This window comes from Kribbella sindirgiensis, assembly GCF_004331435.1.
GTDB lineage: Bacteria > Actinomycetota > Actinomycetes > Propionibacteriales > Kribbellaceae > Kribbella > Kribbella sindirgiensis.
The window spans coordinates 29,095-43,235 of the sequence record NZ_SJKA01000026.1; the positions used below are offsets into that span (position 1 = coordinate 29,095).

The 14,141-nt window shown below is 67.8% G+C and carries 17 protein-coding genes; 5 read left to right on the forward strand and 12 right to left on the reverse strand.

Annotation, left to right across the window (positions count from 1 at the left end; genetic code table 11):
* Positions 1-38 precede the first annotated feature (38 nt).
* Genes E0H50_RS39455 through E0H50_RS39470 form a run of 4 tightly spaced genes read right to left on the reverse strand, consistent with a single transcriptional unit; the run spans position 39 to position 3,789 of the window.
* Positions 39-380: a hypothetical protein gene (locus E0H50_RS39455; RefSeq protein WP_131296275.1), complete on the reverse strand. Its 342-nt coding sequence runs from the start codon at positions 378-380 to the stop codon at positions 39-41.
* The gene (locus E0H50_RS39460) at positions 373-1,287 is read right to left on the reverse strand and encodes a hypothetical protein (RefSeq protein ID WP_131296276.1); all 915 of its coding nucleotides are present in this window, start codon (positions 1,285-1,287) and stop codon (positions 373-375) included. Before E0H50_RS39460 ends, E0H50_RS39455 begins: the two co-directional genes overlap by 8 nt.
* 12 nt (positions 1,288-1,299) lie before the next feature.
* The gene (locus tag E0H50_RS39465) at positions 1,300-2,253 is read right to left on the reverse strand and encodes a hypothetical protein (RefSeq protein WP_131296277.1); all 954 of its coding nucleotides are present in this window, start codon (positions 2,251-2,253) and stop codon (positions 1,300-1,302) included.
* Between the two features lie 12 nt (positions 2,254-2,265).
* Positions 2,266-3,789: an MFS transporter gene (locus E0H50_RS39470; RefSeq protein ID WP_238151655.1), complete on the reverse strand. Its 1,524-nt coding sequence runs from the start codon at positions 3,787-3,789 to the stop codon at positions 2,266-2,268.
* Between the two features lie 56 nt (positions 3,790-3,845).
* Here E0H50_RS39470 and E0H50_RS39475 point away from each other — a divergent pair, with 56 nt between their 5' ends.
* Positions 3,846-4,550, forward strand: a complete 705-nt coding sequence (locus tag E0H50_RS39475) for a TetR/AcrR family transcriptional regulator (RefSeq protein WP_238151656.1) — start codon at positions 3,846-3,848, stop codon at positions 4,548-4,550.
* Positions 4,551-4,716: 166 nt separating this feature from the next.
* Here the strand turns inward: E0H50_RS39475 and E0H50_RS39480 are convergent, their stop codons facing one another.
* From E0H50_RS39480 to infC, 5 genes are all read right to left on the reverse strand, one after another.
* Entirely contained in the window at positions 4,717-5,619 is a 903-nt protein-coding gene (locus tag E0H50_RS39480; protein ID WP_165547456.1) for a CehA/McbA family metallohydrolase, read from the reverse strand.
* Entirely contained in the window at positions 5,616-6,419 is an 804-nt protein-coding gene (locus tag E0H50_RS39485) for a TrmH family RNA methyltransferase (protein WP_131296280.1), read from the reverse strand. Before E0H50_RS39485 ends, E0H50_RS39480 begins: the two co-directional genes overlap by 4 nt.
* Before the next feature lie 20 nt (positions 6,420-6,439).
* Positions 6,440-6,829 (reverse strand): 50S ribosomal protein L20, encoded by a 390-nt coding sequence (rplT, locus tag E0H50_RS39490; protein ID WP_131296281.1) that lies wholly within the window; start codon positions 6,827-6,829, stop codon positions 6,440-6,442.
* 81 nt (positions 6,830-6,910) lie between these two features.
* Positions 6,911-7,105: a 50S ribosomal protein L35 gene (rpmI, locus tag E0H50_RS39495; protein ID WP_130383713.1), complete on the reverse strand. Its 195-nt coding sequence runs from the start codon at positions 7,103-7,105 to the stop codon at positions 6,911-6,913.
* A gap of 80 nt (positions 7,106-7,185) precedes the next feature.
* Positions 7,186-7,863, reverse strand: a complete 678-nt coding sequence (infC, locus tag E0H50_RS39500; RefSeq protein ID WP_202868536.1) for a translation initiation factor IF-3 — start codon at positions 7,861-7,863, stop codon at positions 7,186-7,188.
* Positions 7,864-8,157: 294 nt separating this feature from the next.
* Between infC and E0H50_RS39505 the strand changes: the two genes are divergently transcribed.
* The 4 genes from E0H50_RS39505 to E0H50_RS39520 all read left to right on the forward strand — a co-directional run bounded on the left by E0H50_RS39505 (position 8,158) and on the right by E0H50_RS39520 (position 10,926).
* Positions 8,158-8,538, forward strand: a complete 381-nt coding sequence (locus E0H50_RS39505; RefSeq protein WP_131296283.1) for a DUF1844 domain-containing protein — start codon at positions 8,158-8,160, stop codon at positions 8,536-8,538.
* A 33-nt stretch (positions 8,539-8,571) separates the two neighbouring features.
* Positions 8,572-9,549 (forward strand): aldo/keto reductase, encoded by a 978-nt coding sequence (locus E0H50_RS39510; RefSeq protein ID WP_131296284.1) that lies wholly within the window; start codon positions 8,572-8,574, stop codon positions 9,547-9,549.
* A gap of 56 nt (positions 9,550-9,605) precedes the next feature.
* Complete coding sequence (locus tag E0H50_RS39515) at positions 9,606-10,430, forward strand: phosphotransferase (RefSeq protein WP_238151657.1); 825 nt, start codon at positions 9,606-9,608, stop codon at positions 10,428-10,430.
* Between the two features lie 115 nt (positions 10,431-10,545).
* Complete coding sequence (locus E0H50_RS39520) at positions 10,546-10,926, forward strand: hypothetical protein (RefSeq protein WP_131296285.1); 381 nt, start codon at positions 10,546-10,548, stop codon at positions 10,924-10,926.
* 51 nt (positions 10,927-10,977) lie between these two features.
* On the opposite strand, the gene E0H50_RS39525 is transcribed toward E0H50_RS39520, so the two are convergent.
* Genes E0H50_RS39525 through E0H50_RS39535 form a run of 3 tightly spaced genes read right to left on the reverse strand, consistent with a single transcriptional unit; the run spans position 10,978 to position 14,056 of the window.
* Entirely contained in the window at positions 10,978-11,886 is a 909-nt protein-coding gene (locus E0H50_RS39525) for a carbohydrate ABC transporter permease (protein ID WP_131296286.1), read from the reverse strand.
* Positions 11,883-12,761 carry a carbohydrate ABC transporter permease gene (locus E0H50_RS39530; RefSeq protein ID WP_131296287.1) on the reverse strand — a complete coding sequence of 293 codons (879 nt, stop codon included), beginning with the start codon at positions 12,759-12,761 and terminating at the stop codon, positions 11,883-11,885. The genes E0H50_RS39525 and E0H50_RS39530 overlap by 4 nt, the downstream gene beginning before the upstream one ends.
* Entirely contained in the window at positions 12,761-14,056 is a 1,296-nt protein-coding gene (locus E0H50_RS39535; RefSeq protein ID WP_131296288.1) for an ABC transporter substrate-binding protein, read from the reverse strand. Before E0H50_RS39535 ends, E0H50_RS39530 begins: the two co-directional genes overlap by 1 nt.
* Positions 14,057-14,141 lie beyond the last annotated feature (85 nt).

A 14,141-nucleotide genomic window follows, 5' to 3' on the forward strand; every position in this document is an offset into this window, starting at 1 on the left:
ACGTATACGTACTGTCGGCCTGCCGACTGTGGGGAGGGTCAGCCCAGGTGGTGTCTGGCGCGGGTGACGCCGACCAGGATCCCGGCTCCGGCCAGGAGCGCGCCGACGCCGATCGGGAGGAAGAAGGTCGGGTAGTCCACGACCGCGGATGGGTCGGCCCACGGCTCGTGGCCCGGCTCGGGCTCGGCGAGGAGCAAGTACACCGCCCCGGCCACGTCGTACGCGGCCGCCAGGACGAGCGCCAGGATCGCGAGGCCGCGCGACCAGGCCAGCACCCGCCGGTTCCCGCGCGACCGGCCGAACAACATGAGACCGAGCGCGATCGGGAGCAGGATGAACTGCGACATCAAGACCAGGTTCGCGATCTCCTGATCAGTCACGAGCTCCCCAACGCAGCGCACGCACCGACCAGGCAACCGCCAGGAACCCGAACAGGAGCGCGACCACGGCCGGCGGAGACGAGAAACTCGGCTGGTCCGGACCCATGCTGAGCCTGCCGGGCGGCGTTTCGGTCGGGTTCGGGACGACGACGTCGAGGACGAGGTAGACGGCGGCGAGCACGGTCCCGACGGCGCCGGCGAGCAGACCGGAGATCGACGGGATGCTCTCGTCCGCGATCCGTCCACCGCGGGCGAGGAACACGAGGACCGCCGTCACCACGAGTGGACCGAGTACGGCGGCGTACCAGACCGTCAGTTCGAGCGCTCCGGGGCTGCCCGCGAGGCTGTTCCGAGCGCTCATCGCGAGGATCGTCAAGGCCGCGCACACCACGAGGCCGGCGACGACCAAGCCGCGCCTCAGCGCCATCCGATGCACACTGATCCGGCCGACGACGAACGACAGCAGGGCGAGCGGGATCATCAGCTGCGCCGTGTAGAGCAACACGTCCACGAGTGGCTGCGACTCGTGTGGGTAGCCCGGTTGGATGCGGGCCAGCTCGCGCTTCGTCAACCCGGACCGTTGCATCCAGTCCGCGAGTACGGCCGGGTCCATGTCGTCGATGCGCGCGAGATTGGCCTCGGCCGCGATCCGCCGTACGGCGTCCTCGTCGCCCGACATCCGCATCAGGTGACCGACCGCGCAGTGCCGGCCGTCGCGGTCCACGAAGTACGGCGTGTTGGCCAGGGTGGTGTCGTTGCGCGGAAAGGCCCGGCTCTTCCGGTACGCCCGGAGTACGTCGAGATTCCGCAGCCGCTCGGGATCAGAGGACGGTCGCCGCCGGAGCTCGTGTTCCACGGTCCAGAGCTGGATCCGGCTCGGCAGGTCGATCAGCCACCGTCGCGTCATGCCTGAATGCTGTCAGTGCACCGGGTCGTTCAGGCGCCGCAGGCCGACGACTCCGATCCCGAGGGCGAGCAGACCGAGCAGAAGAGCCCCGAAGCCGATCGGGAAGGAGACGTCAACGCCGCTGACGGCCCCACCGTAGGGCAGGGGAAGGCCCCCGTCCCCGACCGGTTCCTCGGGCTCGCGGCCGGCCAGGTCGACGGCGCCGACGATGAGATAGGCACCGGTCACGATCGTCATCAGCACGCCCACGGCCGCTCCGGTGATCGGCGCCACGGCCGCCTCACGGACCCGGTCGCGGCTCACCAGCCGGAGCATCACGACGGTGGCCAGGATCGGTCCGGCAATCACGACGGCCCACCCGAACCAGATCAGAGTGAGGCCGTCCCCGCTGTGGATCCCACCCATCCAGACCGTCATATACCCCAGCACCGACCACAGCGTGCACAGGAGCACGGTGGCTCCGACCAGGCCTTGCCGCAGTCCGGTGCGCCGCAGCCCGATCCGTCCGAGCAAGCCGGACAGCAGCGCGAACGGCACCAGCATCAACGCGGTCCAGAGCAGCAGGTCGACGGCGGCCTGACCACTGCTCGAGTACTGCGGCTGGATCCGTGCGAGTTCTCGCTTGGTCAGGCCGGAGCGGTCGGCCCAGGCGAGATCCGCCGGGTTCATATCGCCGATGCGGGCGAGGTTGGCGGTGGCCGCGATTCGGCGTACGGCGTTGTGTTCGCCGGACTCGCGCATCAGGTGGCCGACCGCGCAGTGCCGGCCGTCCGCGTCGACGAAGTACGGCGTACTGCGCAGGCCGGTGTCGTTGCGTGGGAAGGCACGGCTCTTGCGGTACTCCCGTAGTACGTCGAGATTCCGGAGCCTGGCCGGGTCTGAGGACGACGAACGGTGGCGGATCTGGAACTCCGCCGACCAGAGATGGATCCGGGTCGGCAGGTCGATCAGCCACCGTCGCGTCATACCTGAATGCTGTCAGTGCACCGGGTCGTCAACGGCCGGTACGGCGTCCTGCACCTTCTTCTCGCCCTTCGGGAGGACCGCCAGCGCGACCACCGCGCCGGCGACCGCGCCGATCGCGCCGACCGTCATCGCGATCGACATGGCGTCGACGAACGCGTGCTTGGCCGCGCCGAGGAAGTCCGGGCCGAGTGCCAGGGTGTCGGCGATCGACTTACGGGCCGCCTCCGGGACGGAGTCCGGCAGCGCCGACGAGTACGCCGCGGCGAGCACACTGCCCAGTACGGCGACCGAGAGCGCGGCACCCGTCTGCTGCACCGTGTCGTTCATCGCCGACCCGACACCGCGGTGCTCCGGCGGAACGGCCTGCATCAACAGCGTGTACGCCGCCGGACCGGCCAGGCCACCGCCGATCCCCATCACCAGCAGGCCGATGATCAGCAACCCGTACCCGCTCGTGTCGGACACCTGGGTCAGGATGGCGAAGCTGCCCGCGATGATCAGCAGACCGAGCGAGATCAGCGTCCGGTCGGCGACCTTCTTGCCGAGCGTCGCCCCGAGACCGTTGAACAGCGCCGCGGACAGCGCATACGGGATCAACGCGAGCCCGGCCTTCAACGGCGTGTACCCGAGCGCGAACTGCAGGTACTGCGTCAACGCCAGCAGCAATCCACCCGCGGTGAACGACAGCAGCACGATCGAGAAACTCGTACCGCTGAACCGCCGGTCCTTGAACAGCGCCAGCGGCACCATCGGATGCGCACTGCGCTTCTCCCACAGGGCGAACGCCGTCAACGCGACCACCCCAACCGCGAGCGCGCCGAGCACCCGGCCGGAGCCCCAGCCGTGCAGCGGGATCGAGACGATCGCCCAGACGATCGACGCCATACCGACAATCGTCAGGACGGCGCCCGCCGGGTCGACATCGCGGGCAGGGCCCTTCGACTCCGGGATCAGGGCCAGCGTGCCGATGATCGCCAGGATCGCGATCGGCACGTTCAGCCAGAAGATCGAGCCCCACCAGAAGTGGTTCAGCAGCACGCCGCCGACCGTCGGGCCGGCCACCACGCCCACCATCGCGACCATCGACCAGCCCGCCATCGCCTTGCGCTGCTCCTCCGGCGGGAACACCGTGAACAGCAGCGACAGCGTGCTCGGCATCAGCAGCGAGCCGCCGACACCCATCAGGCCGCGGCACGCGATCAGCTGCCACGGGTTCTCGGCCAGGGTCGCCAACAGCGACGCCAGGCCGAACACGACCAGCCCGAGCAACAGCATCTTCCGCCGGCCGAACCGGTCGGAGAGGCTTCCCGCGGTCAGCAGCAGGCCCGCGAACGCCAGGATGTAGGCGTCGATCACCCACTGGATGTCCGCGGGCGTCGCGCCCAGGTCGCGCATCAGCGACGGGATCGCCAGGTTGAGGACGGTGTTGTCGACCACCAGGACCATCAGGCTCAGGCAGAGGATCAGCAGGATCCACCAGCGCCGGGGGTGTCCCTGGTCGCTAGAGACGTCAGACTCGAACGGTGTACTAGTCACTCGCACACTGTATGACGATCTCGTACGGTGTGCGAGTCCTTTGTAGGATGGACCGTATGAAGGACTGGATCTGGACCCGGGAACGCAAGGCGGCACCCGCCCGGGAGACGCTCAGCCGCGAGCAGATCGTGGCTGCGGCGATGACGATCCTCGACACCGAGGGCATCGCCGGGCTGAGCATGCGCAAACTCGGCACCAAGCTGGCGGCGGGCGCGACCAGCCTCTACTGGTACGTCGACACCAAGGACGACCTGATCGACCTGTTGATCGACGAGGTCTGGGGCGAGATCGACGTACCCGAGCCGGAGCTGGCCGGGTGGCGGGCCGGTGCGCTGCTGTTCGGGCACAGCCTGCGGTCCGCCGTACTGCGGCACCCGTGGCTGCCCGAGGTGATGTACACCCGCCCGAGCATCGGCCCGAACGCGATGTCGATGGGCTCCCGCGGACTGGTCCTGTTCGGGGCGGCCGGTTTCTCCGAGCACGAGATCGACCTCGCGCTGGGCAGCGTGATGTCGTACGTCCTCGGCACGGTCAGTGCCGAGGTCGCCACCCGCGAGATGGTCCGCAAGTCCGGCCGCTCCCAGGAGAGCTGGGTCTCCGACATCCTCGAACAGGCGAAGGTCGTCGCCGGCGACTACCCCGAGATGCAGAAGTCCGTCCGCCGCCGCACCTCGATGGACCTCGACTCCGGCCTCACCGAGAACTTCGTCTTCGGCCTCGACGCCCTCCTCGACGGCCTCGAGTCCCGCGTCAAGAAGTAGCCGCCCCGCCCGTACGGCGGCCTCCCCGATCCCGCGGCCCCGGCGGCCCCGACCTGAACGGCAGGGGTCTACCCATCAGATGCAGGGTTTGCGTCCGAGATCCTGGACGCAAACCCTGCATCTCGGACGTCAACCCACCACATGCCGTCGCGACCGGGGCCGGGTGTCAGCGGGAACGCTGTTGCAGGTGGATCGGGTTGGTCCAGGCGCGGCGGCCGGTGGCGTCTTCGGTGGTGATGCGGCAGTGAGTGTTGCGGAACAGGTGCAGGGGGAACGTGCACTCGGTGAGGTCGGTGCCTTGGCGGACCTCGGCGCCGGGGTGGCCGCCGGTGAGGAGGATCTTGGTGGCGGGTGAGCACTTGACGGTGATCTCGTCGGCTTCGATGCGTACGTCGTACAGCTCGGGGCCGGTGCTGGAGTAGAAGTGGCCGGCCTTCAACGCGGTCAGGAGGGCGTCCGGGGCGAGGGATTCGGCGCGGACGTGGATCCAGGCCTGGCAGGGTGGCGGGTCCTGGGGTTGCAGGTGGGCGTCGTCGGCGGCGTACGTGGTGAAGCGGTGGCCGCGGTTCAGGAGGACGTCGGTGAGGTGCCAGCTGTCGCCGCGGTTCTCGCGGTCGGCGAGGGCGTTGTAGACCTCGATCGAGTGCGCGGCGTCGAGGCTCTCGGCGTCGGCTGCGGTGAGGAGCGAGGCTGATGGATGCGCCATGCCGATCCAGGCCCCGGCGGCGCGGGCGCGGCGCGCGAGCTCGGTCCCGGTTTCAGAAGCCGTGGGCGCCGCGAAGTCCAAGGGCAGGCCGACGGCGACGATGTGCCAGGACTGACCGGCTTCGGTTCGCGGTGCGTGCAGCTCGGCGCCGATCAGCGTGGTGAACCCGTCCGTCCGGAGGTCCCGCGTGTCCGTCATCGGGAACCCGTACTCCGCGCGGAAGTGGTCGGTGATCGCGACGAAGTCGTACCCGGCCTCGCGATACACGGCAGCGGTGCCGGCCGGCGACAAGGCTCCGTCGGACAGGTTCGAGTGCGTGTGCAGGTTCCCGCGCCAGAACCGCCCTGGCAGATCGAAGATCAACGGCGTTGCGCCCGGGCCGAGGCGTACAGGCAGATCGCGGCGGCGGTCGCCAGATTGAGGGATTCGGCGCGGCCGTAGATCGGGACCTTCACCGAGTGGTCGACGAGGGCGTTGATGCCGTCCGGCAGGCCGTGGGCCTCGTTGCCGAACAGCCACACGGTCGGCTTCGCGAGCGTGCCGTCGTCGATGCAGGTGTCCAGGTCGGTTGCGCCGTACCCGTCGGCAGCGAGCACCTGAAGGCCGTCCGAGCGCCACCTCTGCACCGCCGCGACGATATCGACGTCCGTGCTGATCGGCACATGGAAGATGCTGCCCACGCTGGCCCGGACCGCCTTCGGGTTGTGCGGGTCGACGGACTCCGTGGTCAGTACGACGGCATCGGCGCCGGCCGCGTCCGCTGTACGGATCAAGGTGCCGACGTTGCCGGGATCGCGGACCTGGACACCGGCGGCGACGAGCCGCAACGCGCCGTCCGGCAGCGGTACGGTCACCAGCGAGCAGACCGCGACGACACCTTGCGAGGTGACCGTCTCGCTCAGGCTTTCGACGGCGGCGCGGTCGACCTCGAACCACGGGACGCCGGCCGCCACGGCGAGGTCGTAGAGATCGCGATGCCGGGTCGCCAGCGCTGGTTCGGCGTACACCTCGACGACGAGCTCGCGATGTTCGAGGGCTTCCCGGACGGCCTGCGGGCCTTCGACCAGGAACCGTCCGGTCTTGCGCCGGAACGCACGAGTGGCGAGCCGCCGGGCCTGTTTGATCCGCGCGGATTGCGCGGTCAGCAGACCGGGACTCGCCACTTCGCAGCTACGGGTGTTGCTCAGGCCGCGTCGGTCTTCGGCGCGTTCACGTCCGCCGGCAGGGCGGCCTTGGCCACCTGCACGAGCGCGGAGAACGCGGCCGGGTCGTTGACGGCGAGGTCGGCGAGGATCTTGCGGTCCACCTCGACCTCGGCCAGGCGCAGGCCCTGGATGAAGCGGTTGTAGGTCAGGTCCTCGGCGCGGACCGCGGCGTTGATGCGCTGGATCCACAGCTTCCGGAAGTCGCCCTTGCGCGCCTTGCGGTCACGGTAGGCGTAGACGAGCGAGTGGGTGACCTGCTCCTTGGCCTTGCGGTACAGCCGCGAGCGCTGGCCGCGGTAGCCGCTGGCCTGCTCGAGTACGACCCGGCGCTTCTTGTGGGCGTTGACTGCCCGCTTCACGCGTGCCATGAGGTGTTACTCCTTGTATTTCTGCGCCGGCGACAGGATTGCCCACGGCGGGGGATGTTCGGGAGGGGCGAGGCGGGAGCCTCAGATGCCGAGAAGCTTCTTGGCCTTCTTGACGTACGCCGGGGCGACCTCGACGGTGCCGGACAGGCGGCGCTTGCGCTTCGAGGACTTCGCCTCGGCGAGGTGGCGGACACCGGTCTGCTCACGGCGGATCTTGCCCGACCCGGTGACCCGGACGCGCTTCTTCATCCCCGAGTGGGTCTTCATCTTCGGCATGGCTGTTGTGCTCCTGATTTTCTTCGTTGACTCGATCGTCGGTACGACGTGCTCCGGCCCTTCCGAGCCGGAGCGGAACGTCACTCCGGGTCGAGGTTGTCGGCCGGACCCTTCGGCTTCTTGGTCACTCCGGCGGCGCGTTCGGCCTCGTGGGCCTGAGCCTGCTCGGCGCGCTCCTGGCGCTCCGCCTGCTCCTCGGCCTCGCGCTCGGCCTTCCGCTGCGCCTTCTCGGCTTCCACGTCCACGCGCGCTTCGGACTTCTTCTTGTGCGGTCCGAGCACCATGATCATGTTCCGGCCGTCCTGACGCGGCGAGGACTCGACGAAGCCGAGCTCGGTCACGTCTTCGGCCAGCCGCTGCAGCAACCGGAAGCCGAGCTCCGGCCTGGACTGCTCACGACCACGGAACATGATGGTGATCTTGACCTTGTCCCCAGCCTTCAGGAACCGCACCACGTGACCCTTCTTGGTCTCGTAGTCGTGCGGGTCGATCTTCGGCCGCAGCTTCATCTCTTTGATGATGGTGTTGGTCTGGTTCCGGCGGGACTCGCGCGCCTTCTGCGCGGTCTCGTACTTGTACTTGCCGAAATCCATCAACTTGCAGACCGGAGGCCGGGCGGTTGCGGCGACCTCGACCAGGTCGAGATCGGCTTCCTGGGCCAGCCGAAGTGCGTCCTCGATCCGAACGATGCCTACCTGCTCACCGTTCGGTCCGACCAGTCGCACCTCGGGAACGCGGATGCGCTCGTTGACGCGCAAATCAGTGGTGATGGGTCCTCCTGGGTTGAACTCGTACTGGGTGCCACCTCGCGATCACCGCGGGCCCTGGAAAACGAAAAGGCCCTCGTGCGATCACACGAAGGCCCAATTCCCAGATGTACGACGTCCCAACCCCTGCGGGTGGTACGCCGTACCAATGACCGGGACCCGCCGACTGTTCATCGACTGGGTGGGAGGTGGCCCTCCGCTTAGACTCGAACCACCGGCGGTCCTGAACTATTCCGCTCAGGGGTCACCAATGGACCGGGTCGGTCGCCATGCAAGAGTAGCAGCATGACCGACGCAGATGCCACTTCCCAGCCTGACCCCCTGTCGACCGCGTCCCGCGACATCGCCGAGGTCCCCGCCGTGGAGATCATCTCCACCGCCGCACTGCACCTGATGAGCGCCGCCGCCGTCAACCTCGGCCTGGCCGCGGACCTCCCCGACCACAAGGACCTCGACGAGGCCCGTTCCCTGATCGACTCGCTGGCCGGCCTGCTCGACGCTGCCGCACCGTCACTCGGCCACCACCACGCGGCGCCGCTCAAGGACGGCCTCCGCTCCCTTCAGCTCGCCTTCCGCGAAGCCAGCACCATCCAGGACGAGCCCGGCCAGGGCCCCGGCGAGAAGTACACCGGCGCGGTCTACCCCTCGACCACACAGAGGTCTTGAGCTGGAGCGCGCTCCAGCTCGTAGCGTCGGGGCATGGACTACAGAACTCTTGGAACGACGGGTCTGAAGGTCAGTGAGCTCTGCCTGGGCGCGATGATGTTCGGCGACCGGACGGACGAGCAGGACAGCCGGAAGATCCTGCAGACGTTCACCGACGCCGGCGGGACGTTCATCGACACGGCCGACGTGTATGGCGCCGGCGCGTCGGAGGAGGTGCTCGGACGGTGGCTGAAGACGCAGCAACGCTCCGGCTACGTCATCGCCACCAAGGTCTGGGGTCGGATGGGGCCGCGTCCCACGGATCAGGGCCTGTCCCGTAAACACATTCTCGACGCGGTCGACGCGAGTCTGCGCCGCCTCGGCACCGACTACGTCGACCTGTACCAGCTCCACCTCTGGGACGACAGCACACCGCTCGCCGAGAGCTTGTCGACCCTGGACGGCCTCGTCCAGGCCGGCAAGGTCCGCTATATCGGCGTCAGCAACTTCCGCGGCTGGCAGCTGCAGAAGGCGGTCGACCTGTGCGCGCAGAACGGCTGGCAGCCGCTCGCCAGTCTCCAGCCGCTCTACACGTTGCTGGACCGCTCCACCGAGTGGGAACTGCTTCCGGTCTGCCAGAACGAGGGGCTCGGCGTGATCACCTGGTCACCGCTGCGGTCAGGCTGGTTGTCCGGAGCGTTCCGCCGCGGCATGACCGCGCCGCCCAGGGACAGCAAGGTGTCCACGCCCGGCACGCATGCATGGGACCGCTATGCCAATGAGCACACGTGGCACGTGATCGACGAGCTGACGGCGGTTGCGGCCGAGACCGGTCGCACACTCCCCCAGGTCGCCATCCGGTGGCTGATGCAGCGTCCCGGCGTGACCGCACCGATCATCGGTCCCCGGACACCGGAGTACCTCGACGACCTGCTCGGCGCCGCGGACTTCACGCTCGCGCCGGAACACCAGGAACGACTCGACGCCGCCAGCCAGCCGGAGTCGGTCCCCTATCCCTATTTCTTCGACTGAGCCGCCGGGGCCAGCTACGGTCGGTCGTTGTGAATCACGACGGCATACCGGCTCCGGTGGCGAAGCTCGATGCGCGGCAGTTGGTACGGGAGGTCAATCAGGCGAGCGGTGCCGGGCTGGAGTTCGTCGTGCAGGCGGGGGCGGGCGAGGTCGGTGCCGCGTTCGTGCGCTGGCCTGACGGACGGGACGGCGTACTGACGCGCGGATTCGGTTCCCTCGGCGACCTTCGGCGTACGGCGGAAGTACTCGAGGCGGCGCGGCGGGGCGGGCTGCCTGTCCCGCGGTACCAACTGCTCGCGGACCTGCCGGACGGCGTCGGCGTGGTGCAGGAGCGACTGCCGGGCCAGCCGCCGGAGACCGTCGACCGCGCGTTGCTGGAGTCGATGATCGCGCTGACCGACCACTTCACCGGCCTGGCGCCCGAGCTGCCGGTCCCGTCGATGTACCTGCTCGAGAGCGGGCCCGGCTTCTGCCTGCACGAATCACTCCAGCGGTACGACGACCGCACGCGGAGGCTCCTGCACTGGATCCACGAGGTCGGCCGTGACGAGCCGGGCGGCATGACCGGTGACGACCTCGTACATCTCGACTTCCACACCGGCAACGTGCTGACCGACGCCGGACGGATCACCGGGATCGTCGACTGGGACGGCATCGGCCGCGGCGACCGCCGATTCGCGCTGGTCACCCTGCGCTTCGACGCGGAGTCGCGGCTGCCCCTCGACTGGTTCGACGACCTGCTCGACAGCACGCTCGACCCCGCCGTACTGCGTCTCTACTGGGCGCACATGTCCTTGCGGATGGTCGACTGGTCCATCCGCCACCACACTCCCGCCGACACCACCCGATGGCTGGACTTCGCCGAGACCCGGATGCGCTGACAACCCTTTTCGGCCAGCGCCGAAACGGTGTCGAGTCCGCTCCCGGCCGCCTGCTCGCGGACTAACTTCGGTGGTGGGTCTTCACTCGGGGGGCCCTTCAGGTTAAGGGGAAACCATGCGCAAGTTTGCGATGACCGCCGCTGGTATCGCCGCTGCCGTGATCGGCACCGGCGTGGCGCTGGCACCGACTGCCGGCGCGGCGACGGACGCGGCGGAAGCGACCATGGGCACGACAGCGACCTGCCCGTCCGGGGCAGTGTGTCTGCAGGAGCCCAACGGCAGCATCCTCAGCAAGAACATCTGGTACAGCTACGGCGCGCACAACCTGTCGAACGTGGTCGGCAAGAAGGTTCTGTGGAACAACCAGACCGGTGGCGCCGGGTTCCAGATCTGCAAGGGCTACAACGGGACGAACTGCTACCCGGTGGCGCGCTACACCGGCCCGTCGGTGCCGTACGACTTCACGCCGATCAACTCGATCGTGCTCGTGAAGTAGCCGGACAACAGCGGACCGGCTCCGGCTTTGCAGGGCCGGAGCCGGTCTGCTTCAGCCTTTGACCGCGCCTTCCTCGACGCCCTTGAAGAAGAAGCGTTGCAGGGTGGCGAAGACGATCACGATCGGGATGAATGCGATCATCGTGCCCGCCGCGATCAGCCGCGGGTTGTTGCTGAACGTGCCGGACAGGTACTGCAGTCCGACGGTCAGCGTGTACTTGTCCGGGTCGGTGAGCACGATCAACGGCCAGAGGAAGTCGTCCCAGGCGCCGATGAACGCGAAGATCGCGATCACGCTGATCGTCCCGCGCACCGACGGCAGGCCGATGTACAGGAACCGTTGCCACGCGTCCGCGCCGTCCACGACCGCTGCCTGATCGACTTCGACCGGCAACGACCGGAACGCGTTGTACATCAGCAAGACGTTCAGTGCACCGATCATCCCGGGCAGTGCGACACCGAAGAGCGTGTTCGCCAGCCCGAACTCCCGGACCGTCACGTACTGCGAGATGATCGTGACCTCACCCGGCAGGACCAGCGTCGCGAGGAACAGGCCGAGGACGATCTTGCGGCCGCGGAACTGCAACCGGGAGATCGCGAACCCGGCCAGCGACGCACCGATGACGTTGCCGCCGACCACCAGGAACGCGACCACGAGCGAGTTCCGCGCGTAGTCCCAGACCGGGATGGTGTCGGTGACCTCCTTGTAGTGGTCGAACGTCGGCTGCGCCGGCAGCAGCCGCGGGATCCGGGTGTAGATGTCCTCCCCGGACCCCTTCAACGACGTCGACAGCTGCCAGAGGAACGGCCCGATCGTGATCAGCAGCACGAACACCAGCAGCACGTACCGCGCGACCTTCTCCCGCGGCGACACCGAGTTGAACCCGAACGAGCCCTTGCGGCGCTTCGGCGTACCGGATGCCTCACGCACCGCGGGACGCTCCTGAGTCACTGTGCTCATGCCTCGGCCCCCCGGCGGTTGAGACGGGCCAGCACCAGCATCGGTACGACGGTGACGAAGAACAGCACGATCGACAACGCGGACGCGTAGCCGAGGTTGCCCTCGAAGCCCTGGCTGTACTGCTGGATCAGCATCACGACCGAGTTGTCCCGGCCGCCCGGACCGCCCTTGCCGCCGCTGAGGATGAACAGTTCGGAGAACACCCGCAGCGCCGACACCGAGATCAGGATCGAGATCAGGATCATGGTTCCGCGGACGCCGGGGACGGTCACGTGCACGAACCGCCGCAGCGGACCGGCGCCGTCGACCGCCGCCGCCTCGTGCAGCTCACGCCCGACATTCCCAAGGGCGGCCAGGTAGATGATCATGTAGTACCCGAGCCCTTTCCAGATCGTCAGACTGATTGCGCTGAGCAACAACAACCACTGGTCGGACAGGAACGGCAGTGGTCCCGAGATCACTCCGAGCTTCTCGGCCAGTCCGTTGACCAGGCCGCGGTCGTCCAGGATCCACTGCCAGATCAGCGCCACCACGACCGCGGACGCCACCACCGGGGTGTAGAACGCGGTCCGGAAGAACGTGATCCCCGGCAGCTTCTTCTCCACCAGTACGGCGAGCAGCAGCGGCAGGACGGTCAGGAACGGCAGGCAGACCACCATGTAGATGACGCTGTTCAGCAGTGCCCACCGCAGCTGCTCGTCGTGCAGCAGGGTCTCGAAGTTCTTCAGCCCGACGAAGTGCCCGCCGCCGATCGGCTTGGCGTTCGTGAACGACAGGATGACGGTGTTGATCGACGGCCAGAGGTTGAACACCAGCAACCACGTGAGTGCTGGGACGACCAGCACCCACGGGGTGAACCAACGGTTGTAACGCATCACTGGGTCAGCAGCTGGTTGGCCTTCGCCACCGCGGCGTCGAGAGCTGCCTGCGACGAGATCTTGCCGGAGATCGCCAGCGAGATCTGCTGCCCGATGAAGTCGTTGGTCGCGCCACTGATGATCGGCGGCGACAGCACCTTCGCCTTGGCCAGCGACTCGAAGGCGAGCACCTTGGCGTCACTTTCCGGCGTACCGTCGGACTTGGAGAAGTACGGGTCGGAGGCGGAGGCCTTGGTGGACGGGAAGATGTTCACGATCTTCGCGAACGCGGCCTGGTTCTCGGCGTTGGTGACGAACCGGGCGAGCGCGATCGCCGCCGCCTGGTTCTTGGTCTTGGCCGAGACCGACAGACCCTGCACGTACAGCGGCGGGGTGTCGAGCGCCGGCGACGGGACGACCTTGCCCTTCAGCGACGGGTTGTCCTTGTTGAAGTCCTGGATCGCGTTGCCGCCGCCGGTGGTCCAGGCGACCTTGCCCTGGGTGAAGAGCTTGGAGTTGCCCAGGTACTCGTTGGTCAGGATGTCGCGCGGCATGTAGCCCGCCTTGTAGGCGTCGCGGTACTTGTCCAGCAGCGCGGCGGCCTCGGGGGTGTTGAAGGTGAACTTCTTGCCGTCGTCGGAGAGGATCTTCACGCCGGCGTTGGTGAAGTCGCCGATCCCCGGCAGCCGGCTCATCAGGTATTCCTTGCCGCCGGTCTTGTCGTGCATGGTCTTCGCGGCCGCGAGCAGTTCGTCGAAGGTCTTCGGTGGGTTCTTCACGTCCAGGCCGGCCGCGGCGAACTTGGTCGCGTTCCAGTAGTCGATATCGGTGTTCAGGTACCACGGGTAGCCGAACGTGCCGTCCAGCCCCTGGTACTGGTACGCCTTGACGCCGCCCTCGACGTACTCCTCGTTCAGCTTCGGGTCCGCGGCGGCGACGTCGAGCAGCATGTTCTGCTTGGCCAGGCTCAGCGCGAAGTCCGGCGGCAGGTTCGTCACGTCCGGCAGCTGACCGGCCGACGCCTGGCTCAGCACCTTCTTGTCGTAGCCGTCGCCGGGCTGGTCCAGCCAGGTGACCTTCGTGCCCGGGTACTTCGCCTCGAACGCCTTGATCACGCCTTCGACGTACGACGTGAACTTGGGCTTCAGCGCCCAGGTCTGGAAACTGACCTCACCGGTCACCTGGGCGTTCGCGTCGACGGTCGGCTTGGCGCCGCCGCTGCTGCCGGAGTCCTCGGAACCGAGGCCGCAGCCGGCGAGGGTGAGAGCGGCGGCGGCAAGACCTGCCACCAGCGCCGAACGGCGTCTACGCATGGGATCTCCTGGAATTGATAAACCGGTATAGCTCCCGAACTATCCACATCGTAGAATCCGCTGTCAAGGGCAGGAGGTATCACCG